General features: G+C 72.1%; 25 protein-coding genes and 1 pseudogene. 13 read left to right on the top strand and 13 right to left on the bottom strand.

The features are described from left to right. Window positions 1-22: 22 nt before the first annotated feature. The 4 genes from ACFC8N_RS16015 to ACFC8N_RS16000 all read right to left on the bottom strand — a co-directional run bounded on the left by ACFC8N_RS16015 (window position 23) and on the right by ACFC8N_RS16000 (window position 3,110). Window positions 23-985: an electron transfer flavoprotein subunit alpha/FixB family protein gene (locus ACFC8N_RS16015; protein WP_356023495.1), complete on the bottom strand. Its 963-nt coding sequence runs from the start codon at window positions 983-985 to the stop codon at window positions 23-25. 53 nt (window positions 986-1,038) lie between these two features. Beyond that, a complete protein-coding gene (locus tag ACFC8N_RS16010; RefSeq protein ID WP_376288466.1) occupies window positions 1,039-1,827 on the bottom strand; it encodes an electron transfer flavoprotein subunit beta/FixA family protein in 789 nt (262 codons plus the stop codon). A gap of 217 nt (window positions 1,828-2,044) precedes the next feature. Further along, window positions 2,045-2,554 carry a flavin reductase family protein gene (locus ACFC8N_RS16005; RefSeq protein WP_376288465.1) on the bottom strand — a complete coding sequence of 170 codons (510 nt, stop codon included), beginning with the start codon at window positions 2,552-2,554 and terminating at the stop codon, window positions 2,045-2,047. Between the two features lie 208 nt (window positions 2,555-2,762). Beyond that, window positions 2,763-3,110 (bottom strand): TlpA family protein disulfide reductase, encoded by a 348-nt coding sequence (locus tag ACFC8N_RS16000; protein ID WP_376288464.1) that lies wholly within the window; start codon window positions 3,108-3,110, stop codon window positions 2,763-2,765. Between the two features lie 288 nt (window positions 3,111-3,398). On the opposite strand from ACFC8N_RS16000, the gene ACFC8N_RS15995 reads away from it, so the two are divergent. Together ACFC8N_RS15995 and ACFC8N_RS15990 are read left to right on the top strand one after the other, a co-directional pair. Further along, window positions 3,399-4,127: a lysophospholipid acyltransferase family protein gene (locus ACFC8N_RS15995; protein ID WP_356023487.1), complete on the top strand. Its 729-nt coding sequence runs from the start codon at window positions 3,399-3,401 to the stop codon at window positions 4,125-4,127. 833 nt (window positions 4,128-4,960) lie between these two features. Then, window positions 4,961-5,250, top strand: a pseudogene (locus ACFC8N_RS15990) (Tn3 family transposase); the annotation flags it as partial. 223 nt (window positions 5,251-5,473) lie between these two features. Here the strand turns inward: ACFC8N_RS15990 and ACFC8N_RS15985 are convergent. Next, the gene (locus ACFC8N_RS15985) at window positions 5,474-6,052 is read right to left on the bottom strand and encodes a TetR/AcrR family transcriptional regulator (protein WP_376288463.1); all 579 of its coding nucleotides are present in this window, start codon (window positions 6,050-6,052) and stop codon (window positions 5,474-5,476) included. Window positions 6,053-6,143: 91 nt separating this feature from the next. Here ACFC8N_RS15985 and ACFC8N_RS15980 point away from each other — a divergent pair, with 91 nt between their 5' ends. Further along, complete coding sequence (locus tag ACFC8N_RS15980; RefSeq protein ID WP_376288462.1) at window positions 6,144-6,590, top strand: anthrone oxygenase family protein; 447 nt, start codon at window positions 6,144-6,146, stop codon at window positions 6,588-6,590. A gap of 92 nt (window positions 6,591-6,682) precedes the next feature. Next, entirely contained in the window at window positions 6,683-7,108 is a 426-nt protein-coding gene (locus ACFC8N_RS15975; RefSeq protein WP_376288461.1) for a DUF4267 domain-containing protein, read from the top strand. A gap of 87 nt (window positions 7,109-7,195) precedes the next feature. On the opposite strand, the gene ACFC8N_RS15970 is transcribed toward ACFC8N_RS15975, so the two are convergent. The 4 genes from ACFC8N_RS15970 to ACFC8N_RS15955 all read right to left on the bottom strand — a co-directional run bounded on the left by ACFC8N_RS15970 (window position 7,196) and on the right by ACFC8N_RS15955 (window position 11,149). After that, the gene (locus ACFC8N_RS15970; RefSeq protein WP_376288460.1) at window positions 7,196-7,789 is read right to left on the bottom strand and encodes a transglutaminase domain-containing protein; all 594 of its coding nucleotides are present in this window, start codon (window positions 7,787-7,789) and stop codon (window positions 7,196-7,198) included. Window positions 7,790-7,878: 89 nt separating this feature from the next. Continuing rightward, window positions 7,879-8,949, bottom strand: coding sequence for a low specificity L-threonine aldolase (locus tag ACFC8N_RS15965; protein WP_356023477.1), 1,071 nt, complete (start codon window positions 8,947-8,949; stop codon window positions 7,879-7,881). Further along, window positions 8,946-9,695, bottom strand: coding sequence for an SDR family oxidoreductase (locus ACFC8N_RS15960; protein WP_362820190.1), 750 nt, complete (start codon window positions 9,693-9,695; stop codon window positions 8,946-8,948). Before ACFC8N_RS15960 ends, ACFC8N_RS15965 begins: the two co-directional genes overlap by 4 nt. 56 nt (window positions 9,696-9,751) lie before the next feature. After that, complete coding sequence (locus tag ACFC8N_RS15955; RefSeq protein ID WP_376288459.1) at window positions 9,752-11,149, bottom strand: DUF6421 family protein; 1,398 nt, start codon at window positions 11,147-11,149, stop codon at window positions 9,752-9,754. Between the two features lie 396 nt (window positions 11,150-11,545). Between ACFC8N_RS15955 and ACFC8N_RS15950 the strand changes: the two genes are divergently transcribed. Beyond that, on the top strand, window positions 11,546-12,229 hold the full coding sequence (locus tag ACFC8N_RS15950; protein WP_356023471.1) for a glycerophosphodiester phosphodiesterase family protein: 684 nt from the start codon (window positions 11,546-11,548) through the stop codon (window positions 12,227-12,229). Between the two features lie 15 nt (window positions 12,230-12,244). On the opposite strand, the gene ACFC8N_RS15945 is transcribed toward ACFC8N_RS15950, so the two are convergent. Next, window positions 12,245-12,784 carry a GNAT family N-acetyltransferase gene (locus ACFC8N_RS15945; protein ID WP_356023469.1) on the bottom strand — a complete coding sequence of 180 codons (540 nt, stop codon included), beginning with the start codon at window positions 12,782-12,784 and terminating at the stop codon, window positions 12,245-12,247. A gap of 70 nt (window positions 12,785-12,854) precedes the next feature. On the opposite strand from ACFC8N_RS15945, the gene ACFC8N_RS15940 reads away from it, so the two are divergent. The 3 genes from ACFC8N_RS15940 (at window position 12,855) to ACFC8N_RS15930 (ending at window position 14,951) form a co-directional block, all read left to right on the top strand. After that, window positions 12,855-13,247, top strand: a complete 393-nt coding sequence (locus ACFC8N_RS15940; RefSeq protein ID WP_356023467.1) for a VOC family protein — start codon at window positions 12,855-12,857, stop codon at window positions 13,245-13,247. A 527-nt stretch (window positions 13,248-13,774) separates the two neighbouring features. After that, complete coding sequence (locus ACFC8N_RS15935; RefSeq protein WP_356023465.1) at window positions 13,775-14,539, top strand: VOC family protein; 765 nt, start codon at window positions 13,775-13,777, stop codon at window positions 14,537-14,539. Window positions 14,540-14,699: 160 nt separating this feature from the next. Continuing rightward, entirely contained in the window at window positions 14,700-14,951 is a 252-nt protein-coding gene (locus ACFC8N_RS15930) for a hypothetical protein (protein WP_376288458.1), read from the top strand. Here ACFC8N_RS15930 and ACFC8N_RS15925 read toward each other — a convergent pair. Further along, the gene (locus ACFC8N_RS15925; protein ID WP_376288457.1) at window positions 14,948-15,658 is read right to left on the bottom strand and encodes a MarR family winged helix-turn-helix transcriptional regulator; all 711 of its coding nucleotides are present in this window, start codon (window positions 15,656-15,658) and stop codon (window positions 14,948-14,950) included. The genes ACFC8N_RS15930 and ACFC8N_RS15925 overlap by 4 nt on opposite strands. Continuing rightward, window positions 15,655-17,340 carry an FUSC family protein gene (locus ACFC8N_RS15920; protein ID WP_356023461.1) on the bottom strand — a complete coding sequence of 562 codons (1,686 nt, stop codon included), beginning with the start codon at window positions 17,338-17,340 and terminating at the stop codon, window positions 15,655-15,657. The genes ACFC8N_RS15925 and ACFC8N_RS15920 overlap by 4 nt, the downstream gene beginning before the upstream one ends. A 164-nt stretch (window positions 17,341-17,504) precedes the next feature. Between ACFC8N_RS15920 and ACFC8N_RS15915 the strand changes: the two genes are divergently transcribed. The 5 genes from ACFC8N_RS15915 (at window position 17,505) to ACFC8N_RS15895 (ending at window position 20,997) form a co-directional block, all read left to right on the top strand. Beyond that, window positions 17,505-18,062 (top strand): DUF5134 domain-containing protein, encoded by a 558-nt coding sequence (locus ACFC8N_RS15915; protein ID WP_376288456.1) that lies wholly within the window; start codon window positions 17,505-17,507, stop codon window positions 18,060-18,062. Between the two features lie 114 nt (window positions 18,063-18,176). Next, window positions 18,177-19,112 carry a M56 family metallopeptidase gene (locus tag ACFC8N_RS15910; RefSeq protein ID WP_376288455.1) on the top strand — a complete coding sequence of 312 codons (936 nt, stop codon included), beginning with the start codon at window positions 18,177-18,179 and terminating at the stop codon, window positions 19,110-19,112. A gap of 109 nt (window positions 19,113-19,221) precedes the next feature. Continuing rightward, the gene (locus ACFC8N_RS15905; protein WP_376288454.1) at window positions 19,222-19,419 is read left to right on the top strand and encodes a hypothetical protein; all 198 of its coding nucleotides are present in this window, start codon (window positions 19,222-19,224) and stop codon (window positions 19,417-19,419) included. Between the two features lie 10 nt (window positions 19,420-19,429). After that, window positions 19,430-20,122, top strand: coding sequence for an HAD family hydrolase (locus ACFC8N_RS15900; RefSeq protein ID WP_376288453.1), 693 nt, complete (start codon window positions 19,430-19,432; stop codon window positions 20,120-20,122). A gap of 206 nt (window positions 20,123-20,328) precedes the next feature. Next, the gene (locus ACFC8N_RS15895) at window positions 20,329-20,997 is read left to right on the top strand and encodes a helix-turn-helix domain-containing protein (protein WP_356023452.1); all 669 of its coding nucleotides are present in this window, start codon (window positions 20,329-20,331) and stop codon (window positions 20,995-20,997) included. 13 nt (window positions 20,998-21,010) lie between these two features. Here ACFC8N_RS15895 and ACFC8N_RS15890 read toward each other — a convergent pair whose 3' ends face one another. Next, on the bottom strand, window positions 21,011-21,712 hold the full coding sequence (locus tag ACFC8N_RS15890) for a DUF6214 family protein (RefSeq protein WP_376288452.1): 702 nt from the start codon (window positions 21,710-21,712) through the stop codon (window positions 21,011-21,013). Window positions 21,713-21,779: the final 67 nt, after the last annotated feature.

The raw sequence follows: 21,779 nt of genomic DNA, 5'->3' as shown, positions 1-21,779 counted from the left end.
CTCGGACAGCGCCTGGCCGGACTCAGCCCTTGCGGGCCTTGATCTCGTCGGTCAGCTGCGGGACGACGTCGAAGAGGTCGCCGACCACGCCGTAGTCGACCAGCTCGAAGATCGGGGCCTCGGCGTCCTTGTTGACGGCCACGATGGTCTTCGAGGTCTGCATACCGGCGCGGTGCTGGATCGCGCCGGAGATGCCGTTGGCGATGTACAGCTGCGGCGAGACCGACTTGCCGGTCTGGCCGACCTGGTTGGTGTGCGGGTACCAGCCCGCGTCGACGGCGGCACGCGAGGCACCGACGGCCGCGCCGAGGGAGTCGGCGAGCGCCTCGATGATCGAGAAGTTCTCGGCGCCGTTGACACCACGGCCGCCGGAGACCACGATCGCGGCCTCGGTCAGCTCCGGACGGCCCGTCGACTCACGCGGCGTGCGCGCGGTGACCTTGGTGCCGGTCGCCTTCTCCGAGAAGGTCACGGCGAGGGCCTCGACCGCACCGGCGGCCGGGGCGGCCTCCACTGCGGCCGAGTTCGGCTTGACCGTGATGACCGGGGTGCCCTTGCTGACACGGGACTTGGTGGTGAAGGACGCGGCGAACACCGACTGGGTGGCCACCGGACCCTCGTCACCGGCCTCCAGGTCGACGGCGTCGGTGATGATGCCGGAGCCGATGCGCAGCGCGAGGCGGGCGGCGATCTCCTTGCCCTCGGCGGAGGACGGGACCAGCACGGCGGCCGGGGACACGGCCTCGTGGGCGGCCTGGAGGGCGTCGACCTTCGGCACGACCAGGTAGTCGGCGTACTCGGACGCGTCGTGGGTGAGGACCTTCACCGCGCCGTGCTCGGCGAGGGTGGCGGCGGTGTCGGCGGCGCCGTTGCCCAGCGCGACGGCGACGGGCTCGCCGAGGCGGCGGGCCAGGGTCAGCAGCTCCAGGGTGGGCTTGCGGACGGCACCGTCCACGTGGTCGACGTAGACGAGGACTTCAGCCATGGGATTGCTCTCCTGCGTAAGGAAGTTGAGGGGCGGTCAGCGGGGGCGAGCCCTTAGATGAACTTCTGGCTCGCGAGGAACTCAGCGAGCTGCTTGCCGCCCTCGCCCTCGTCCTTGACGATGGTGCCGGCCGTGCGCGCCGGGCGCTCGTTCGCGGCCTCGACCGTGGTGAACGCGCCCTCCAGGCCCACCTCTTCGGCCTCGATGTCGAGGTCCGACAGGTCCCAGGACTGAACCGGCTTCTTCTTCGCCGCCATGATGCCCTTGAAGGACGGGTAACGCGCCTCGCCGGACTGGTCCGTCACGGACACGACCGCCGGGAGGGAGGCCTCCAGCTGCTCGCTCGCCGCGTCGCCGTCACGACGGCCCTTCACGACGCCGTCCTCGACGGAGACCTCGGAGAGCAGGGTGACCTGCGGGACACCGAGACGCTCGGCGACCAGCGCCGGCACGACACCCATGGTGCCGTCGGTGGAAGCCATGCCGGAGACGACCAGGTCGAAGCCGGCCTTCTCGATCGCCTTGGCCAGCACCAGGGAGGTGCCGATGGCGTCGGTGCCGTGCAGGTCGTCGTCCTCGACGTGGACGGCCTTGTCGGCACCCATCGACAGGGCCTTGCGGAGCGCGTCCTTGGCGTCCTCCGGGCCGATCGTGAGAACGGTGACCTCGACGTCGTCGTCGGAGTCCTCCGAGATCTTCAGGGCCTGCTCGACCGCGTACTCGTCCAGCTCGGAGAGCAGACCGTCCACGTCGTCGCGGTCGACGGTCAGGTCATCGGCGAAGTGCCGGTCGCCAGTGGCGTCGGGCACGTACTTCACAGTGACAACGATCCTCAAGCTCACGCCGGCTCTCCTACTGCATCGACATTTCCGGGCTGCCTCTTGCAGGCAGCATAGGCGCCTCAAGCGGCCGATCCCGGTCGGGGCGTCCGCGCGCTCCGACCGAAATATTACTCGTCAGTACACCCAGTTCATGCCCGCTAAGCAAGCGCTTTGAACTGTGACCTTCGCAACGCAGCGTAATCGGAATTCGACCGGCCCGCAGAAGACGGCGGCGTGATCAATCCCGCAGACCGTTGAAGCGCCCCTGGTGGTACAGGAGGGGGCGTCCGGCGCCCGAGGGGTCGCCCAGCACGACCTCGGCGAGCACGATGCGGTGATCACCGGCCGGGACACGGCCGACGATCCGGCAGACCAGCCAGGCGAGCACGTCGTCGAGCACCGGTACGCCTTCCGGACCCTCGCGCCAGGCCGTGGGCGCGCCGAACCGGTCGGCGCCGCTGCGGGCGAAGGTGCCGGCCAGCTCGCCCTGGTGCTCGCCGAGTATGTGCACGCCGACGTGGTCCGTCTCGGCGATCGCGGGCCAGCTGGAGGCGCCCGTGCCGATGCCGAAGGAGATCAGCGGAGGGTCGGCGGAGACCGAGGTGAGGGAGGTGGCGGTGAAGCCGACCGGGCCGGTGGCGCCGCGCGCTGTGATCACCGCGACACCGGCGGCGTGCCGGCGGAACGTCGAGCGGAGCAGGTCGGGGGAGGCGAGCCGGGGGGTGCCGAGTTCGGGCGAGGCCGTCATGGAAGGGTCCTTCTGCCGAGGGGGACGAGCCGGTGCGTAGCTGCTCAACAGCCCGGACAGCGCGCGCTCGCGGTGCGGGCGAGGTCGATGTGGGCCCGCCCGAAGAGAAGGAGTTTGATCGGCATACGGTCAGGCTGACGATAGGTGGCGCGCGCAGTCAAGTGCGTTCCGGTGGCCGGAAGATGGTGCGCCGCCCGTGGAGACACCCTCACACCGCCTCCCCGAGGGCCGCGATGACGTCGGCCTTGCGCGGCTGTCCTGCGGCGCGGCGCACCACCCGGCCGTCCGCGTCGAGGACGAGCACGGTGGGCGTCCTGAGGATCTCCAACTCGCGTACGAGACCCAGGTGGGCCTCGGCGTCGATCTCGACGTGCGCCACGCCGGGGACCAGTGCCGCCACCTCGCCGAGCAGGCGCCGGGTGGCCCGGCAGGGCGCGCAGAAGGCGCTGGAGAACTGGACGAGGGTGGCCCGCTCCCCCAGTTCGGCGCCCAGTTCGGCAGCCGCCAGCCGCACGCCGTCATCTCCGCACCGCACGCCGTCTCCTCCGCACCGCATGACGTCACTTGCTGGTCGACACTTGTGGTCGGCATCCGTACCAGCGCGGATCAGCCCGTGAAGATTCCTCCAGCATGACGGAAGGTTCGCATCGCACGTAAAGCCGATTTAAAGATCCGAGGTGGGATGTAGGCCGACGTGACGAGGATCTCGCCGCCGCAAGGCACCAGGACTGGCTACCCGTCCGTTCTTCGGGCACGATCTGCGAGACGCCGTAAACCTACGGCTGCGTAACTTTCCCGCCGGGAGCCCCTTTCCCGAGCAGAGCAGAAAGGGTCCACCCCGCACATGGCAGAGCTGGTCTACCGTCCCGTCGTCGGTTTCGCGAAGACGTTGTTCAAGGTCTGGGACCTGAAGATCGACTGCCAGGGCTCGGAGAACATCCCGCGTTCGGGCGGCGCCGTGCTGGTGAGCAATCACATCAGCTACCTCGACTTCATCTTCAACGGCCTGGCCGCCCTGCCGCAGAAGCGCCTGGTGCGCTTCATGGCGAAGGAATCGGTCTTCCGGCACAAGGTCTCCGGTCCGCTCATGCGCGGCATGAAGCACATCCCGGTCGACCGCAAGCAGGGCGAGGCGGCCTACGCGCACGCGCTGGACTCGCTGCGCTCCGGCGAGGTCATCGGGGTCTTCCCGGAGGCCACCATCTCGGAGTCGTTCACGCTGAAGAGCTTCAAGTCGGGCGCGGCGCGCCTGGCCCAGGAAGCGGGCGTCCCGCTCGTCCCGATGGCGGTCTGGGGCACACAGCGACTGTGGACGAAGGGCCACCCGCGCAACTTCAAGCGCAGCCATCTGCCCGTCACGATCCGCGTGGGCGAGTCGGTCGAGGCCCCGCGCGACCAGTACGCGGGCGCCATCACACGCCGCCTGCGCGAACGCGTCCAGGATCTGCTCGACGCCGCCCAGCGCACCTACCCCGGCCGTCCCAAGGACTCCGAGGACTCCTGGTGGCTCCCCTCCCACCTGGGCGGCACGGCCCCGACGATGGAGCAACTGCGCGCGGCCGAGGCGCACTGAGGCACGAGGCGCGGACCGAAGGGGCTCTGCGGAGCGGACTTCGACGAAGACTTCTGCGGGAGACTTCGCCAGCGCGACTTCCCCGGGATGCGGGGGGGGCGTCGGCGAGGCGCTGTTCGGCCACGCGCACCCATCACAAGGCCACGTGACCGAGGCCGACTGCCTCACGGAGCGCACGGCCAAGGCCGACCGGCCCGGGGCAGGTGACCGGGACGCAGTGAACGCGCGCGTCCGACCGAGGGCCACCAGCCCGGTGAACGGACGACCACAACCCATCGGCCCGGCACAGGTGACCGAGTCGCACCGACCACCCGCGTCCGACCGACGACCGCCGCCCGAAGTCCGTGGCCGAGGACACCGACCCGATGCCGCACGGCCCGGGTACGCCGCCCGGCGGCGCACGGTCCCGGACCGACCCGGGGCGGGACGACCGTCCCGGAGCAGAGACGGGGCGAGCCGGCGCCCTCACCGACATGGCGCGGAACCAGTGGGACGTATCCCCGTACGGCCACAGCACGCCGACGCCCGGCCGGGTGGGGTGGCGGTGCGGGCGCCCCGGGCGACCCAACGGCCGCGCCACGCCCGGCCATCCACGAGGGTTCCGCCTCGCCGACCCCGCCACACACGCCGGTGCGCCCCTTGCCACCTGCGCCGTGTCGCCAGGCAGACCGACCATGCACCCAACGACCATGGCACGTCCGGGACTCCACGGCGCCGTACGGCGGGTCGTACGCGACCCCGGGGAACAAGGGAACAGCCGTTGGCGCCAAGGGCTGATCTTGCCGTCCAGCAGGGCGTCCAACGGCCCTGCCGAGGTGCGGCAAAGCTCGGGCGATCTGGGCGGCCAGCGGTTCTGGCGGGCGGAGATGCCCGGTGTGGAGACCGGTGGCCACGGGCTGTTGGAGGACCTGGCCCGCAACGAGGTCGACCTGACCAAGCTCGCCGCGCGCTGGCCGGACATGCCGCGGGCCATCGGCTCACTGGCGACCGGGCAGCTCCGCGCGTACGGCCTGCTGCGGTTGTTCGGCCGCGAGGGGCGGCCCACGCCCTTGGGGCAGGCGTTCGCCGAGTACGGGTGCATCGCCAAACCCGGCACCTGCTCCGGGTCGTCGACCCGGTCGACCAACTCGGCGCGCTCGGCCTGCCTCGACGCCGCCGTCGACCACCTGCGGGCCCTGCCGCCCGAGGAGCGGGAGCGTGACATCCTGGACGAGGACACCGGCGGATGACGGGGCGTCAGGGCGCGTATCGGGTCGCGATCGACGAGCATCGCAGCTTCCGGGGCGGGTGCCCGTCCGGGATGCCGGCCCCGAGGGCCTCGGCTGCGTGCCCGCCGGGATGGTGTGTCAGACCTTGGCGAGCCGCTCCACCAGCAGTTCCACCCTCGCCTCGGCGTCCTCGGGCAGCAGGCGGCCCGCCCGGGTCAGGGTGGCGAGCCCGTGCAGGGACGCCCAGAACGTCTCGGTGAACAGCCCCGGGTCGATGCCGTCCCCGGCGACCTCGCCCAGGCTCTCCATCAGCGCGGCGAAGGCGTCCTTCAGCGGCTCCGGCGTGTGCTCCTGCGCGTACGCCAGGCCGCCGTCGAGCTGGAAGATGGCGTCGTAGACCGCCGGGTTGCGCTCGGCGAAGTCGAGGTAGGCGCGGGCCAGGGCGGCGACCCGCTCGCGCGGGCCGTCCGCGCCGGCGGTCGCGGCCCGCACCGCCACGGCCATCTCGGCGGCGCCCTCCAGGGCGACGGCGCCGATGATCTCGCGCTTGCCCCGGAAGTGGCTGTAGAGGACGGGCTGGCTGTACTCGATGCGCTCGGCGAGCCGGCGGGTGGTCACCGCGTCCCAGCCCTGCTGCTCGGCGAGTTCGCGGGCCGCCGCCACGATGAGGCGCTCGCGCTCCGCCCGTTCGCGCTGCTTGCGTTCCTGTACCGACATGCATTGATCCTAGCATCGCTAGACAATCGAGCGCCAGTAGTACTAGCGTTGCCCCACCTGCTAGCAACGCTAGTTCAACGGAGGGGTCGTCATGCTCAACGCACTTGAGGTGTTCACCACCGTGATCGTCGGCCTGATGGTGGGGGTGGAGTTCTCCGTCGCCTTCGTCATGAACCGGATCCTGGACGCGCTTCCCGAGGACAGCGGCCAGCTCGGCCACGCCCACGCCGGCCGGATGCTCGGCGCCCTGATGCCGTTCTGGTACATCGGCTCGCTCGTCCTCAGCGCGGTCTGGGCCGTCGCCGGATGGCACCACCACGGCGCCGGACTCGTCGTCACCGCCGCCAGCCTGCTGATCCTCAGCGTGGTCATGTCGCTCCTGCTGCTCGTCCCGATCAACAACCGGAACAAGACCTGGACCCCCGACAACCGGCCCGCCGACTGGAAGCAGCAGCTGCACCGCTGGGACCGCTACCACTACGTCCGCGTCGCCGTCATCATCGCCGCCTTCACCCTGCTGGTCGCCGCCCTCGCCTGAGCCCGCGGGCCGACCCCGCGCCGGTGGCGCACACGACTCACCGGGCGCCACGAAGCTCACCAAGCTGCCGAAGACCCGCAAGGAGAAGAACAATGTCGCTGAAGAAGATCAACACCGTCCTGGCCGCAGCCTTCATCCTCTTCATCCTCTGGTTCGGGACGGAATTCATCCTGAGCCCGGAGACGACGGCGCCGGGCTACGGCCTGCCGAGCCGGCCGTCCGGCGACGGCGGCGGCTTCCTGGTCGTCAAGGGAATCCGCGACGTCGTCCTGGCCCTGGTCCTGGGCATCCTGCTGGTGACCGGCCACCGCCGGGCGCTGGGCTGGGCGCTGCTGGTGGAGGCCCTCGCCGCGTACGGCGACATGGCCAACGTGCTGGCCCACCACGGCTCCGTGGCCACCGCGCTCGGCGTCCACTGCCTGACCGCGACACTGATGGTGGTCAACGGCCTGCTGATCATGCGCGAGACCCGCGGGGTCACGGCCGCTCCGGCAACGCCCGCCCCGCAGCCCGCCTGACGCCACCTCGGAGCGTGTCGGTATCCACCTGTCAACGCCCTTGCGACGGCCAGTAGTCGGTCGCTCCCGGGTCGGACCCGGCAGGTCTCAGAGTGCGTCGGGGAGTGTCTTCCACAGGGACGGTCGGTCCGGCGCGGTCTTCAGGGCGTCGAGGACGCGCGGATGCGGTGCGGCGTACAGCACCGGGTAGTCCGTCTCGCCGGCCGCGGGGTCGGGGATCCAGGCCAGCCGTTCGCCGTCGAGGGAGAACCGCGCGTCCACGCCCGGTTTGTTGCCGCGGGGATCCTGCCGGTGCCAGGCACCGTGGAAGCGCACGGCGACCAGACCGTGCACGGCGTGACCGCTGCCGTCGTCGTGCGCCAGGCGCTGGTAGCACAGGGCGGTCGGGATGTCCTCGGCCCGCAGCAGTGCGGCCAGGGCGTGGGCCTTGGCGTAGCAGATGCCGGTGCGCAGTTCCAGGACGTCCGAGGCGCGCCAGGTGACCCGCGGGTCGCCGGCGTCGGCCGAGTGCGGGATGGTGTCGCGGACGAACGCGAAAGCGGCGCGTGCATAGGCATACGAGTCCGCGACCCCTTCGGCCAGCCGGGCGGCCGTTTCCCGGACCACGGGATGGTGATGGTCGACGGCCTCGTCGTCAGCCAAGTAGGCAGAGAGGTCGGCGGTGTCCTGGATCAGCTCCATGGGTGCAGAGCATAGGAATGCGATCACCCGAGAGTCAATCAACTTTCAGGTGATCGCATACCTATGCAATCTGTCGAGCGACGGTACGACTAGCGCGCCATCTCCTCCTTGAGCGCCGCCACGAAGGTGTCGACGTCCTCCTCCGTGGTGTCGAAGGAGCACATCCAGCGCACCACTCCGGCGCCCTCGTCCCAGAAGTAGAACCGGAACCGCTGCTGCAGCCGCTCGCTCACGTCGTGCGGAAGCTTCGCGAAGACGCCGTTGGCCTGGACCGGGTAGAGGATCTCCACGCCGTGCACCGCGCGCACCCCCTCGGCGAGGCGCTGGGCCATCTCGTTGGAGTGCCGGGCGTTGCGCAGCCACAGGTCCTTCGCCAGCAGCGCCTCCAACTGGACCGACACGAAGCGCATCTTGGAGGCCAGCTGCATCGACAACTTCCGCAGGTGCTTCATCTGCCGCACCGCGTCCTGGTTGATGACGACGACGGCCTCGCCGAAGACGGCGCCGTTCTTCGTCCCGCCGAGCGAGAGGATGTCGACACCGACCGCGTTGGTGAACGTCCGCATGGGCACGTCGAGCGAGGCGGCCGCGTTGGCTATGCGGGAGCCGTCCAGGTGCACCTTCATGCCGTGCGCGTGGGCGTGCTCGCAGATCGCCCGGATCTCCTCGGGCGTGTAGAGCGTGCCCAGCTCCGTGCTCTGGGTGATCGAGACGACCTGCGGCATCGCACGGTGCTCGTCCTCCCAGCCCCAGGCCTGCCGGTCGATCAGTTCGGGGGTGAGCTTGCCGTCGGGCGTGGGCACGGTGAGCAGCTTCAGGCCGCCCATGCGCTCGGGGGCGCCGCCCTCGTCGACGTTGATGTGCGCGCTCTCGGCGCAGATCACCGCGCCCCAGCGGTCGGTGACCGCCTGGAGCGCGACGACGTTCGCACCGGTGCCGTTGAAGACCGGGAAGGCCTCGGCCGTGGATCCGAAGTGGCCGCGGATGATCCGCTGGAGGTTCTCGGTGTACTCGTCCTCGCCGTACGCCACCTGATGGCCGCCGTTGGCCAGGGCCAGGGCGGCCAGCACCTCGGGGTGGGCTCCGGCGTAGTTGTCACTGGCGAAACCGCGGACCTGCGGGTCGTGGTGGCGACGCGCGTCGGTCTTGGGTGGGTTCACGGCTTCTCGGTCAGCCACAGACGGTTTCCGTTCACTTCGGCGGCGGACTTGCTCCAGACGCCCTCGACGGCCTCGGCGAGGTCCTTGACGTCCGTGAAGCCCGCGAACTTCGCGTTGGGGCGTTCCGCGCGCATCGCGTCGTGCACCAACGCCTTCACCACCAGGATGGCAGCCGCCGAACGCGGACCCTCCTCACCCCCGGCCTTGCGGAAACCGTCCGCCATGGCGAGCGTCCAGGCCTCGGCGGCGGCCTTGGCCGCGGAGTACGCCGCGTTGCCCGCCGTGGGCTTCGAGGCGCCGGCGGCACTGATCAGCAGGTAGCGGCCGCGCTCGCTGCGCTGGAGGGCGTCGTAGAAGGCCAGGGAGGTGTGCTGGACGGTGCGGATCAGCAGCTTCTCCAGCAGGTCCCAGTCCGCGAGATCGGTCTCGGCGAAGTTCGCGCTGCCGCGCCAGCCGCCCACGAGGTGGACCAGGCCGTCGACGCGGCCGTGGTCCTTCTCGATGCGCGCCGCCCAGTCGCGGGTCGAGCCGAGGTCGAGCAGGTCGACCGTCTCGCCGGTGACCGTGGCGCCGCCGTTCGCGTAGCGGGCCGCGTCCACGGCCTCCGCCAGGCGCTCGGGGTTGTTGTCGGCGCCCACGACGACGGCGCCGGCCTCGGCGAGCCGGACCAGCGTCGCGTGCCCGGCGGGTCCGCCCGCGCCGGCCACCGCGATCACCGTTCCCTTGAGAGACCCGTTGTTCCCCACGTTCTTCCCCTCTTGAACAGCTCGAACAGCTTGAACAGTGATCCCGTCGCGGTCGCTCACGCGGCGGTCCGCCCGGCGCCGTCCGCCGTGATGCCCTTGGTGGAGGCGATCACGTTCTTCAGCTTCTTGGACAGGGCTTCATAGAACATGCTCAGCGGAAACTCGTCCGGAAGCACGTCGTCCACGAGTTTGCGCGGCGGCTGGGTGAGGTCCAGGGCGTCCGGGCCCTTGGCCCACTTGGAGCCGGGGTGCGGTGCCAGATAGGTGGCGACCAGCTCGTATCCGGCGAACCAGTGCACCAGCTTCGGGCGGTCGATGCCGTCCTTGTACAGCTTCTCGATCTCGGCGCACAGCTGGTTGGTGACCTGCGGGGCCCGCTCCCAGTCGATGGAGAGCTTGTTGTCGGTCCAGCGGACGACGTCGTGCTTGTGCAGGTAGGCGAAGAGCAGCTGGCCGCCGAGGCCGTCGTAGTTGCGGACGCGGTCGCCGGTGACGGGGAAGCGGAACATCCGGTCGAAGAGCACCGCGTACTGCACGTCACGGGCCTGCGCGACGCCGTCCGCCTGGAGCTTCACGGCCTCCTTGAAGGCGGTGAGGTCGCAGCGCAGCTCCTCCAGGCCGTACATCCAGAACGGCTGGCGCTGCTTGATCATGAACGGGTCGAACGGCAGGTCGCCGTGGCTGTGGGTGCGGTCGTGGACCATGTCCCAGAGCACGAAGGCTTCTTCGCAGCGCTTCTGGTCGTGGACCATCGCGGCGATGTCCTCGGGCAGCTGAAGGCCCAGGAGGTCGACGGCCGCGTCGGTGACCCGGCGGAAGCGGGCGGCCTCGCGGTCGCAGAAGATGCCCCCCCAGGAGAAACGTTCCGGCGCCTGGCGTACGGCGATGGTCTCCGGGAAGAGGACGGCCGAGTTGGTGTCGTAGCCGGAGGTGAAGTCCTCGAAGGTGATGCCGCAGAACAGCGGGTTGTCGTAGCGGGTGCGCTCCAGTTCGGCCAGCCAGTCCGGCCAGACCATGCGCAGCACGACCGCCTCCAGGTTGCGGTCGAGGTTGCCGTTCTGCGTGTACATCGGGAAGACGACCAGGTGCTGGAGGCCGTCCGCGCGGTCGGCGGCCGGCTGGAAGGCCAGCAGGGAGTCCAGGAAGTCCGGCACCTCGAAGCCGCCCTCGGCCCAGCGGCCCAGGTCGCGCACGAGCGCCTCGTGGTAGGCCTTGTCGTGCGGGAGCAGCGGGGAGAGCTGCTCGACCGCGTCCACGACACGCCGTACGGCCGCTTGGGCGTCCGCCCCGGCCGGGGCGCCCTCGGCGTCGAAGTCGATCGACCCGTCCTTGGACTGCCATGGCCGGATCCGCTCCACGGCATCCTTGAGCACCGGCCAGGCCGGGTGCTCAATCACCCTGGTCGACGAAGGAATCTGTTCCTCCATAGCCGACTGCACAAGAATTTCCGTCATGACCCATCCTTCACGGGAGAACCTCGCGTAAGGACACCGTATGCATACCCGGTTTCCGCCATCAAGAGGCATCTCGGGAAATTTTCCCGCTACATGGCTTGGTCACCGATGATTTTCCTGTGCTAAACCGTGACGGCGCTCACTTCCGTCGCTTGCAGCGCGCCCGGGCAGGGTGTCGCTCCGGCCGGTCAAGGACACGGAGACTCGCCCACGCGCGGGTGACGGTGGGGGCGCATACCGGCCAGTTGAGGCGCGCGGCACGCACCCGTACGGCGTGCACGTGCGGGTTCATCGCGGGCCCCGGCGATTAGGCTGCGAGCCTGCCCGCGCGGACGACGGCGTCCGTTCGTCCGTCCCGCGCGCGCCGAGCCGCCGTCGACGGAAGCGAGTCGAACCTTGAACTTCCTTACCATCGGTCACCGCGGGGTCATGGGTGTCGAGCCCGAGAACACCCTTCGCTCCTTCGTCGCCGCGCAGGACGCCGGCCTCGATCTCATCGAACTCGATCTGCATCTGAGCAAGGACGGCGCTCTGGTCGTCATGCACGACGCCGAGGTCGACCGTACGACCGACGGCACCGGGCCGATCGCCGAGAAGACCCTGGAGGAGCTGCGCGACCTGGACGCGGGCCGCGGGGAGCGGGTGCCGGTGTTCGAGGAGGTGCTGGACACGGTGCGCAGCCCGATCCAGGCGGAGATCAAGGACGTGGCGGCGGCCAGGGCGCTGGCGAAGGTGATGCACGAACGGGACCTGGTCGGGCGGGTCGAGGTGTCCTCGTTCCACGACGAGGCGGTCGCCGAGATCGCCCGGCTGGTGCCGGGGGTGCGCACGGCACTGATCGCCGAACGCTACGGCACCGACGTGGTGGAGCGGGCCGTGGCCGTCGGCGCCCCGACCCTCTGTCTCGACATCCGCCGGATCACCCTGGAGATCGTCGAGCACGCGCGCGAGGCCGATCTGCGGATCATCGGCTGGGTGGTCAACACGCACGACCATCTGCGCCTCGTCCGCGCCCTGCAGCTGGACGGCGCGACGACCGACTTCCCGGAGATCAAGCGCGCCGCGCGTTTCACCGCGTGATCGCGCGCGCGAGGGTCACACCAACGGCTTGACCAGCAGCTCGAACTGGAGGTCGGCGCGCTGCGGGATGCCGAAGCGCTCGTCGCCGTACGGGAAGGGGCTCATCTGTCCCGTACGGCGGTAGCCGCGGCGCTCGTACCAGGCGATCAGGTCGTCGCGCACGGAGATCACCGTCATGCGCATCTCGCCGACACCCCACGCCTCGCGCGCCCGGCGCTCGGCCTCGGCCATGACCACCTTGCCGAGACCTGCGCCCTGCATGGTCGGGCTGACGGCAAACATGCCGAAGTAGGCGTGGTCACCGCGGTGTTCGAGCTGGCAGCAGGCGACGATACGGCCGTCCCGCTCCACCGCGAGCAGCCGGCTGTCGGGCGACTTGATCACGTCGAGCACACCCTCGGGATCGGTGCGCTGCCCCTCCAGGATGTCCGCCTCGGTGGTCCACCCCGCCCGGCTGGCGTCGCCGCGGTACGCCGACTCGATCAGCGCGACCAGCGCGTCGACGTCGGCGTCCGTGGCGTCGCGGAAGGTGACGGAGGTGGCGCTGGTGTCCATGGGCGGCCTTTCGATCTCGGGCGTGGCTGAGCCAGGGTCGAGGGTAACCCTGCCAGTAGGCTCCGCCGGCATGGTGCATGTACTCAGCAGCCGGACGCTGCTCACCCCCACCGACCCCGAGCGCTCCCGTGTCTTCTACGGCGAGCGGCTGGGGCTGTGCGTCTATCGCGAGTTCGGTACCGGACCCGAGCGCGGCACGGTCTACTTCCTCGGCGGCGGCTTCCTGGAGGTCTCCGGCCGCTCCGAGACCCCGCCGTCGCCCGCCGTCCGGCTGTGGCTCCAGGTCGACGACGTGACGGCGGCGCACGAGGAGCTTCGCGCGAAGGGCGTCGCCGTCGTCCGGCCGCCGGTGAAGGAGCCGTGGGGCCTGATCGAGATGTGGATCGCCGATCCGGACGACACGCGCATCGCCTTGGTGGAGGTCCCGGCGGAACATCCGATGCGGTACCGACCGGGTATCTGATCCGGGACGGCGGTGGCTGTGGCACAGGCGGCGGTGGCAGGAGGGCCGAGGGGGTGTGCGGTGCCGGGCTGACGCGGTGCCGGTACGGGGCTCGCGTGCGGCTGCGTCGGCGGGCGCGCCGTGCGTCAGGCCGCCCGGCCGAGGGTTCTCGGGTCCGGCCCGGCACGCTGCCTCCCGGTCCGTGGGGCAGCGTGACCGCCGGCCGGATGTGGCCGTGTTCTCGAAGACGGGTCCGCGGGCATGGGGCTCGGGCTCGTGGGCGGGGCGGTGGGGGTGACCGGGTCGGTCCGGCCTCGCGCAGGGCCTCCCGACCTGTGGAGCGGCGCGGCGCCCGGCAGAGCGTGTCCGCGTTCTCGAAGACGGCTCGGTGGGCGTGGGCTCGGGCTCGCGGGCAGGGCGGTGGGGGTGGTCGGGGGCGAGGGCGTCCCGGATGGCCGGGCCTGTGGGGTGGGGTTAGCGTGCCGGGAGAGGGCTCCGCGGGGTGCGCCGGGCCCGTCCGCCCATCCGCTCGTCCGGAAGGTACCGCGATGGAGTTCGACAAGCCCGTGACCGGCGGCCCGTGCTGGACCGAGCTGGGGACCAGCGATCTGGAGGGAGCCAAGCGGTTCTACGCCGAGCTGTTCGGGTGGCGTCCCGAGACGGACCCGCGGCCGGAGGCGGGCGGGTACACGGTGGCCCACCTGGGCGACGCGCCCGTCGCCGCGCTCACCCCGCTCTACCAGGATTCCCAGCCGGTGGCCTGGAACGTCTCCTTCTCCGTGCCGGACGCGGACGCGGCGGTGCGGCGTGTGGAGGAGGCCGGCGGGGCGGTGGTCGTCGGTCCGATGGACGTGTTCGACGTGGGCCGGTTCGCGGTGGCCCTCGACCCGACGGGCGCGGCCTTCCAGTTGTGGCAGGCGCGGACGTTCCGGGGCGCCGGGCTGTTCAACGCGCCCGGCACACTCGGCTGGGTGGAGCTGGCCACCCGGGACACCCGCCGGGCCCGGGAGTTCTACACCACGGTGTTCGACTGGAGCGCCCAGTCCTCCGAGTGGTACACGGAGTGGGCCCTCGACGGCGCGGAGTTCGGCGGCATGGCCGACATGACCGACCGGTTCCCGCCCGACGTGCCGGCGCACTGGATGCCGTACTTCGCGGTGGCCGACGTGGACGCGACTGCCGAGGTCGCGGACCTGGCGGGCGGTGCCGTCGTCATGCCTCCCGCGACCGTGCCGGACGGCCCGCGCATCGCGGTGCTGCGGGATCCGCAGGGCGCGGCCTTCGGGGTGCACCTCATGGACCCGGAGGGCTGAGGAGCGGGCGATCCCGTCACCCACCAGGAAAGGACGTCGGCGCCCGCATCGCGCCCTGCCCACCGCGGGCAACCACCGGAAGAACCTCGTGCCCTCGGTCGAGGGGCGTGTCGGACCGGCCCGCGTGGGAGATCGTTCGGGCCAACACCCTTGCGGAGCTGTGAAGATCGCCGAGCAGGGCGGACGGACTCCGGCGCAGGTGGCGCCGGCCCGGCTGCTGGGGCGGCAGGGCAACGTCGTCCCGAACGTCGCGGCCACGAGGACGGCCCGCCTCGCCGACAGCCCGGCGAGCGCCGAGGTCCGGCTGGACGAGGTGCGCGCGCTCCCGCTCGGCCTCCCGCACGAGCCGACCGTCACGCGGAATACGGCGACCGCCGACGGTCCACGACGTCCTCCGACCCGGCCTCCCTAGGCGCGCAGCGCCCCCATCCGGCCCTCCAGGCGGCCGAGCAACTCCCCCAGCAGACCGGCGAGTTCGCCTTGCCCCTCGGGAGCGAGGACCGACAGTACGGCGGTCTCGTAGGCGAGTTGCTCGGGCAGGATGCCGTCGACCAGGTCACGGCCGGTGTCGGTGAGCCGGAGATGGGCGACGCGGCGGTCACGGGTGTCGCCGCGCCGCTCGACCAGCCCGCGCTCGGTCAGCTGCTTGAGCCGCTTGGTGACGGCGGCCCCGGAGGAGAAGGTCTCGCGGGCCAGCTCGCCCGGGGTCAGCTCGTGGCCGGTGCGGCGCAGCGCGCCGAGCAGATCGAACTCCGGGCGGCTGAGACCGGCCCGGCGCAGGGGCGCGTCCTCGGCCTGCTGGAGCAGGGCGGCACAGCGGTTGATCCGGCCGATGACCTCCATGGGCCCGGTGTCCAGCTCGGGGTGCACGGCCCGCCACTGCCGGACCACGGCGGCGACGGTGTCATCGGGCGAGGCCTCGGAACCGGGGCCCGGGCCGGTACCGGTGGCCGTACCCGTACGGTCGGCCTGCCCGGTCCCGCTCCCGGCCTCGCCCACGGCGTCGGCGCCGGAACCCGGGCCGGAACCCGTGTCGGTCCGCTCCACGCCCCGGCTCGGTCCCGCCTCCGCCCCGGTCGTGTCGTCCGCGGGTGCCGGTCCGCCGTTGCTCGCCGTCATGGCCGTATGTCCTCCGTCGCCCGGTCCGGGTCCTGCCTCCGGCCCCGGGCCTGCTCCTCGTCCTGCCCCGGCACGTACCCCTGGCGTCGTACCGTCGCCGCGAGCGTACGGTGTCCGGACTGCTCGGCGAGCACGACCCGCTCCTCGGGCAGGGCGCGCTGCCACCATTCGCCGAAGGCGGCGTCGGCTGTGGCGCGCAGGTCGGCGAGGGCGGCGGCGAGGGCACGGCGGGCGGACTCCAGGGCGCGGGGCGCCGGGTGCGGCTCGGCCAGCAGTCGGGCGGCGTGCTCGCGGGCGCGTTCGGCCGTGCTCAGGGCGTGTTCGAGGCGGTCGCCCGCGCGCCGGTTGGTGACGGCGACGGCCGCGCCGAAACCGACCAGCGCGCCGACGAGGGTGTCCACGACCCGCTCGGTCATCAGCCGCCCAGGGTCCTGGCTGCGGGCGAACTCGGTGATGAGCAGCGCCATCGGGGTCACACAGACGCTGCCGAGCCAGTAGTTGCGGCCCATCAGCGCCTCGGCGCCGAAGCTCAGGGCGAGGCAGCACAGCACCAGGGCGGCCGGGTGGAGATGGGCGAGCGGGGCGAGGACCGCGAAGGCGAGCACGCCGACGAGGTTGCCGACGACGCGCTGGACAGCCCGGTTCCAGGTGAGGGTGACGTTCGCCTGGTAGAGGGAGGCCGCCGTGACCAGGGCCCAGTAGGGGCGGCCGACACCGAGCGCGAGGGCGGCGTAGCCGGCGAGGGCGCAGCCGAGCGCGGTGCGCGCGGCGACCGGCGCGAGCGGGGCGAGGCGGTGCCGCAACGACCGTGGCCGCAGGGCGAGTTCGGTGTCCACGCCGAGGAGTTCGTCGGGGGACTCACGGGGCGGCGCCACCCGCGGTATCCGGCCGGTGCCGCGCAGCTCCCGGGCCCAGGCGCGCAGGCGGGCGGGGTCGCTGTCGGCGGGGGCGGCGAGGGCGACCTCGGCGCGCACGACGAGCTGTTCGAGGGCGCGGCGGGCCCTGTCGGGGCGTGCGGCGAGCAGCGACTGCCAGGCGGCGTGGATCGCGGCGGCGCTCGCGGCACGGGCCTTGGCGTGTCCGTCGCCGGTGCGGTCCGTGGCGGCGTACGCGGCGGTGGCGTTCAGGGCCTGGGCGGTGGCGCGCCGTTCGGGGCCGTGCGGGCGCAGCAGCCCGGGGGCCATGCCGACCAGCCAGGCCCAGGCGCCCGCCGCCAGGGCCAGCCCGACGTGCCCGGGGACCTGGCCGAGGGTCTGCGGTGCGAACAGCGAGGCGGAGCTGATGAAGGCGAGGACCACGTTGGCGGGCGGTCCGAGCCGGGTCGCGTCGCACACGGTCTTCTGCACGGCCGCCATGACGGCGCCGACGGTGACCAGGACGACGGCGTTCGTGGTGAGTGACGCCGCGAGCAGCGCGACGGCGAGGCCGCCGACCATGCCGGCCACCACCCAGGCGAGGACGCGGGCGCGGGCGGCGTAGGGCCGGTTGTGGCCGTAGAGCGCGCACAGGGATCCGGCCATCGTGTACATGGCGAGGTCGAGGCGGCCCAGCGCCAGCAGGATCAGGTTGGGCGGGGCGATGGCGGCGACCACGCTCAGCGCGGGCTTGAACCAGATGTCGGAGGGCCGCCCGAGGCGGAGCACTCCGGAGAAGGGAAGTCGGCGAAGGGTCGCACTGCTCATACCTATGAATTTAGCACATGTTTTACTCGTAAAACGTTCACCACCCGTCCCGCTCACCTGCTGCGCTCCGTCGAATGCTCCCCGTGTACACCCTTGCGCTCGCGTGCGCCCCGGTCGGCCCGGGCATCGCATCCCTCGACCGAGCGTCGAGCGGGGAGGTGCGCGTGCACGGACCGTTGACGGCTGCCTGGCTGCTGGTCGCGCTGTGCGCGGCGACCGGGGTCTACTGCCTGCTGCGGATGCGCAGCGGGGTCGAGGAGCAGCGCCGCTCCGCGGGCGGCGAGGCGCTGATGGGCTTCGGCATGGCCGTGATGGCCGTACCGGCGGCCGCCTTCACCCCGCCGCGGTGGGCGTGGCCGGCGTACGCGGCGGTGTTCGGGGCGGCGGCCCTGCGCGCACTGTGGGCCGCCCGCACGGCGCCGCACCATCTGCACCATCTGGTGGGCACGTCCGCGATGGTCTACATGGCGGCGGCGATGGCCGTGGCCCCGCCCGCCGCGCACCATGCGCACGGCGGCTCGGGCGTACCGGTGCTGACCGGCGCGCTCCTCGTCTACTTCACGGGGTACGTGCTCCTCACCGGCTCCCGCCTGGTGCCGGCCACGGTCGCCGCGGGCGGACCGCGATCCGGACCGGCACGCTGGGGAGACCGCCCGGAACTGGCCCGGGCCTGCCGGTTGTCGATGGGCATCGGGATGATGGCGATGCTGCTCACGATGTGAGCGAGCACCCGAGGGGCCGAGGACCCGAGGGCGGACCCGACGGGAGCGTTGCCTGCGTCACTTCGGCGTCACGGGCCGTACGGTGAGCGGCCTCGCGCTCATAGGGTGCTGCCCATGATGGTCCCCGTGGCACTGCTGCTGCTCGGCGCCGTGACCGCCATTGTCGCTCCCCGGCTGCTCGCCCGGGCCGACTGGGCGGACCGCGAACCGGTCGTCGCCCTGTGGGTGTGGCAGTGCGTGGTGGTGGCCGTCCTGCTGTGCTGCGCGCTCTCGATGACACTCAGCGCGGCCGCGGCCTGGGTGGCGGTGCGCGGGAACGTGTTCGCCCCGGCGCCGCGCGCGGTCGTGGACGCCTACGCGCTCGGCGCCGCCGGGCCGTGGGCCGCGACCACCGCCGTGCTGCTCGCCTCCGGGGGCCTGTGGAGCCTCGCGATGCTGGTGCGCGAGGTCGTACGGTCCAGGACGCGCCGGCGGGCACGGCGGACCGAACTCCTCGTGCGCGCACCGCTGTTGCCCGGCGAGAAGGCGGTGAGCGGACGGCTGGTGGTGCTGGAGGGCGACCGTCCCGACGCCTGGTGGCTGTCCGGTGCCGCGCCCCAGCTCGTCATCACCACGGCCGCTCTGCGCCGCCTGAAGGGGCGTCAGCTGGACGCGCTGCTCGCGCACGAGCAGGGTCACGCACAGGCCCGGCACGACTGGCTGCTGCACAGTTCGGCCGCGCTGGCGGGCGGGTTCCCGCAGGTGCCGGTGTTCGCCGCGTTCCGCGACGAGATGCACCGGCTGGTCGAGCTGGCCGCCGACGACATGGCCTCCCGGCGCTTCGGCCGGCTGACGACCGCGCTGGCCCTGGTCGAACTGAACGAGGAGCGGGGCGTGTTCGGCCCCTCCCCCACTCCGCAGGCCCATGTCCCACAGCGCGTGCACCGCCTGCTCGCCGCCCCGGACCGGCTCCCCGCCCTGCACCGGCTCCGCCTGACGGCGCTGGCCGCGCTGGTGCCGGTGATCCCGGTGCTGGTGGCCCTCGTACCGGGGCTGCGGGCACTGGGCTGAGCTGCCACGGAGCCGCCGAGGCGCTGTCGGGGAGCCGCCGGGGTGCCGGTCACGCCCCCCGCCGACCGGCCTCGTCTCGACCCACTGGGCCCCGCTCACGATGCGCCTGGTGTGCGGCCACGCTCGTACAGCAGTCGGTGAAGGCGGCCTCGGCGTCGGAGCACCCCGGGTACGGCTGGGCGTGCGCCGGCTCCCGGACGTGCTCGGCGGCCGGCTGTTCGAGGCGTTGGCGGTGACGTCGGCCGTGCCGGTGCACGAGCGGGTCGGGATCGGCCGGCTCAACTCACCTGGACACCGCTCCCGATAGGGTCGAGGGCATGGCTGCTGTGCTGTTCGACTTCTCCGGGACCCTGTTCCGGATCGAGTCCGCCGAATCCTGGCTGCGCGCGACGCTGAACACGTCGGGGCACAGCCTCCCCGAACCACAACTACTCGACACCGCGACTGCGTTGGAAGCGGCCGGCGCACTGCCGGGCAGCGGTGTGGAACCGGTCGCGCTGCCGACCGAACTGGCCGCCATGTGGGCGGTGCGGGACGAGAGCGCACCGCTGCACCGGGCCGCCTACACCGGCGCGGCCCGCCAAGTGCCGCTCCCCTGGCCGAAGTTGTACGACGCCCTGTACGAGCGACACATGGCGCCCGCCGCCTGGTCCCCGTACCCGGACGCGGTCGAGGTGTTGAGCGCGCTGCGCGAGCGCGGCATCGGGGTCGGCGTGGTCAGCAACATCGGCTGGGACCTGCGCCCGGTATTCCGCCATCACGGGCTCGACGGGTACGTGGACGCGTACGTGCTGTCGTACGAACACGGGGTGCAGAAGCCGGACCCGCGGCTGTTCTCGGTGGCCTGCGCGGCACTGGGCGCCGATCCGCGCCAGGTGGTGATGGTCGGCGACAGCAAGGAGGCGGACGGCGGTGCGGCCGCGCTCGGCTGCCGGGTGCACTTCGTCGATCATCTGCCGGTGGAAGAGCGGCCCGGCGCACTGCTGCCGGTGCTGGACCTCGTGGACTGAGGCCGCCTCCGGGCCGCCGGGCCGCGGCCGTTCGGGTAGGGGCCCTGAAGGGTGTGGAGAGTAACGGCTCGCTCACGCGCCGCCCGTCTGAGACGATCCCCCGCGTCGCCCCAGACGGACGGCAGCCCTGGACCGGCCCCGCCCATGGCGGGGCCTCCCGCGTTGAGTATAGTTGGCTGGCAGCCAGTCAACGCAGGAGTTACAGGATGTCCCCGCGCAGCGCCTCGGTCAATGAAGAGTTGCGACGGCGTTCCCGGGAACGGCTGTTGCAGGCGGCGGTGGAGATGGTCGGCGAGCACGGCTTCGAGGCCACCACGCTGGGCGACATCGCGGACCGGGCCGGTTCGGCGCGCGGACTGGTGTCGTACTACTTCCCCGGCAAGCGTCAGTTGGTGCAGTCCGCCGTGCACCGGCTGATGCACCGCACGCTGGAGGAGGCGCTGGAGCGCGAGCCGCACACCGAGGACGGCAGGGAGCGGCTGGCCCGGGCCATCGACGCCATCCTGGGCCTGACCCGCGACCACCCCGTCCTGATGCGGCAGCACATGGCCGGCCTGCTACAGGCGGAGGGCTTCGTGCAGTGCCCGGAGCAGCAGCGGCTGGGGGAACTGCTGGGGGACACCGTCGCCCGGTACGGCTCGGAGAACGTCCCGGCCGACTACCCGAAGCTGCGGGCCCTGTTGATGGGCGCGGTGTACGCGGCACTGCTGCCGGGGGCGCCGATGCCCCTGCCGGTCCTGCGGGCCGAACTGTTCCAGCGGTACGGGCTCGACTGGGCGATGGGGATGCCGCCGGAGAGCGAGCCGGCCACCGGGGCGCGGAAGCGGGATCTGTCCCGGTTCTTCGCCACGGAGGCCCGGCCGGAGCAGGACTGACGGCCAACCGGCCTCAGCCGCGGCGCGCGTGACGTGCCGTCAGAAAACCCGCGTCCCGCGCCTGGGCGATCAGTTTGAGGGAGCGGCGACGGCTGCGCCCGGTCGCGGTCATCACGGCGAGCACCGGGTCGGTGCCCTCCTCCTGCGCGGCGCGGTACTCCAGGGCCGCCCGCCGGCACCCCTCGACACCGCGCGGCCAGGCCGACCGTTCACGTCGAGCCGTGGCGCAGACGCCGGCTGCTTCCCCGTCGACCTCGCCGCTCACACCGCCCTCGTCCCGCTCACCGCCCACAGGGCCCTCGCCGCCCTCGCTGCCCTTACCGTCCTCAGCGCCCTCGCCCGCCGCGCCATTCACGCTCACCTCGTGCGGCTCCTCCGCCGCACGAGCACCCTGCTCGACCACCCACTCCTGCGCCCCCTCCACCGCTTCAGCCCGCGCACCCGCCGCCGCATCCTCGCCCTGGTCCGCCGCGTCCACCGCGTCCCCCGCCACCCCGCACGCCCCGGAGAGCGGCCCCTTGAGCCAGTCCGCGAGGGCTGTCAGGTCGGCGAGGGACAGGGCCGGTTCGGCCTGGACGTCCTCGATGGACACGCGTCCCTCGCGGGCGACGGCCAGCGCGTCGACGCGGGCGCCGTCGGGAAAGGCCAGCCGGACGTGGAACCAGGACAGGGTGCCGTCACGCTCCCGCACTTCCCACGCGGGCCACACGGACACCGCACCGTCCTCCGGGTCCCGATCAGTCAGATTGAGGTCAGAAAGATCAAGAAAGGATGCTCCAGGC

This window comes from Streptomyces sp. NPDC055966, from assembly GCF_042269865.1.
Taxonomy (GTDB): domain Bacteria; phylum Actinomycetota; class Actinomycetes; order Streptomycetales; family Streptomycetaceae; genus Streptomyces.
This window is presented reverse-complemented; position numbering and strand designations above follow the sequence as displayed.

Excerpts from the sequence above, each read along its gene's own strand:
- ACFC8N_RS16015 (WP_356023495.1), bottom strand. The coding sequence starts at position 985 with ATGGCTGAAGTCCTCGTCTACGTCGACCACGTGGACGGTGCCGTCCGC.
- ACFC8N_RS16005 (WP_376288465.1), bottom strand. The coding sequence starts at position 2,554 with ATGACGGCCTCGCCCGAACTCGGCACCCCCCGGCTCGCCTCCCCCGAC.
- ACFC8N_RS16000 (WP_376288464.1), bottom strand. The coding sequence starts at position 3,110 with ATGCGGTGCGGAGGAGACGGCGTGCGGTGCGGAGATGACGGCGTGCGG.
- ACFC8N_RS15995 (WP_356023487.1), top strand. The coding sequence starts at position 3,399 with ATGGCAGAGCTGGTCTACCGTCCCGTCGTCGGTTTCGCGAAGACGTTG.
- ACFC8N_RS15985 (WP_376288463.1), bottom strand. The coding sequence starts at position 6,052 with ATGTCGGTACAGGAACGCAAGCAGCGCGAACGGGCGGAGCGCGAGCGC.
- ACFC8N_RS15980 (WP_376288462.1), top strand. The coding sequence starts at position 6,144 with ATGCTCAACGCACTTGAGGTGTTCACCACCGTGATCGTCGGCCTGATG.
- ACFC8N_RS15975 (WP_376288461.1), top strand. The coding sequence starts at position 6,683 with ATGTCGCTGAAGAAGATCAACACCGTCCTGGCCGCAGCCTTCATCCTC.
- ACFC8N_RS15970 (WP_376288460.1), bottom strand. The coding sequence starts at position 7,789 with ATGGAGCTGATCCAGGACACCGCCGACCTCTCTGCCTACTTGGCTGAC.
- ACFC8N_RS15955 (WP_376288459.1), bottom strand. The coding sequence starts at position 11,149 with ATGACGGAAATTCTTGTGCAGTCGGCTATGGAGGAACAGATTCCTTCG.
- ACFC8N_RS15945 (WP_356023469.1), bottom strand. The coding sequence starts at position 12,784 with ATGGACACCAGCGCCACCTCCGTCACCTTCCGCGACGCCACGGACGCC.
- ACFC8N_RS15940 (WP_356023467.1), top strand. The coding sequence starts at position 12,855 with ATGGTGCATGTACTCAGCAGCCGGACGCTGCTCACCCCCACCGACCCC.
- ACFC8N_RS15935 (WP_356023465.1), top strand. The coding sequence starts at position 13,775 with ATGGAGTTCGACAAGCCCGTGACCGGCGGCCCGTGCTGGACCGAGCTG.
- ACFC8N_RS15925 (WP_376288457.1), bottom strand. The coding sequence starts at position 15,658 with ATGACGGCGAGCAACGGCGGACCGGCACCCGCGGACGACACGACCGGG.
- ACFC8N_RS15920 (WP_356023461.1), bottom strand. The coding sequence starts at position 17,340 with ATGAGCAGTGCGACCCTTCGCCGACTTCCCTTCTCCGGAGTGCTCCGC.
- ACFC8N_RS15910 (WP_376288455.1), top strand. The coding sequence starts at position 18,177 with ATGATGGTCCCCGTGGCACTGCTGCTGCTCGGCGCCGTGACCGCCATT.
- ACFC8N_RS15900 (WP_376288453.1), top strand. The coding sequence starts at position 19,430 with ATGGCTGCTGTGCTGTTCGACTTCTCCGGGACCCTGTTCCGGATCGAG.
- ACFC8N_RS15895 (WP_356023452.1), top strand. The coding sequence starts at position 20,329 with ATGTCCCCGCGCAGCGCCTCGGTCAATGAAGAGTTGCGACGGCGTTCC.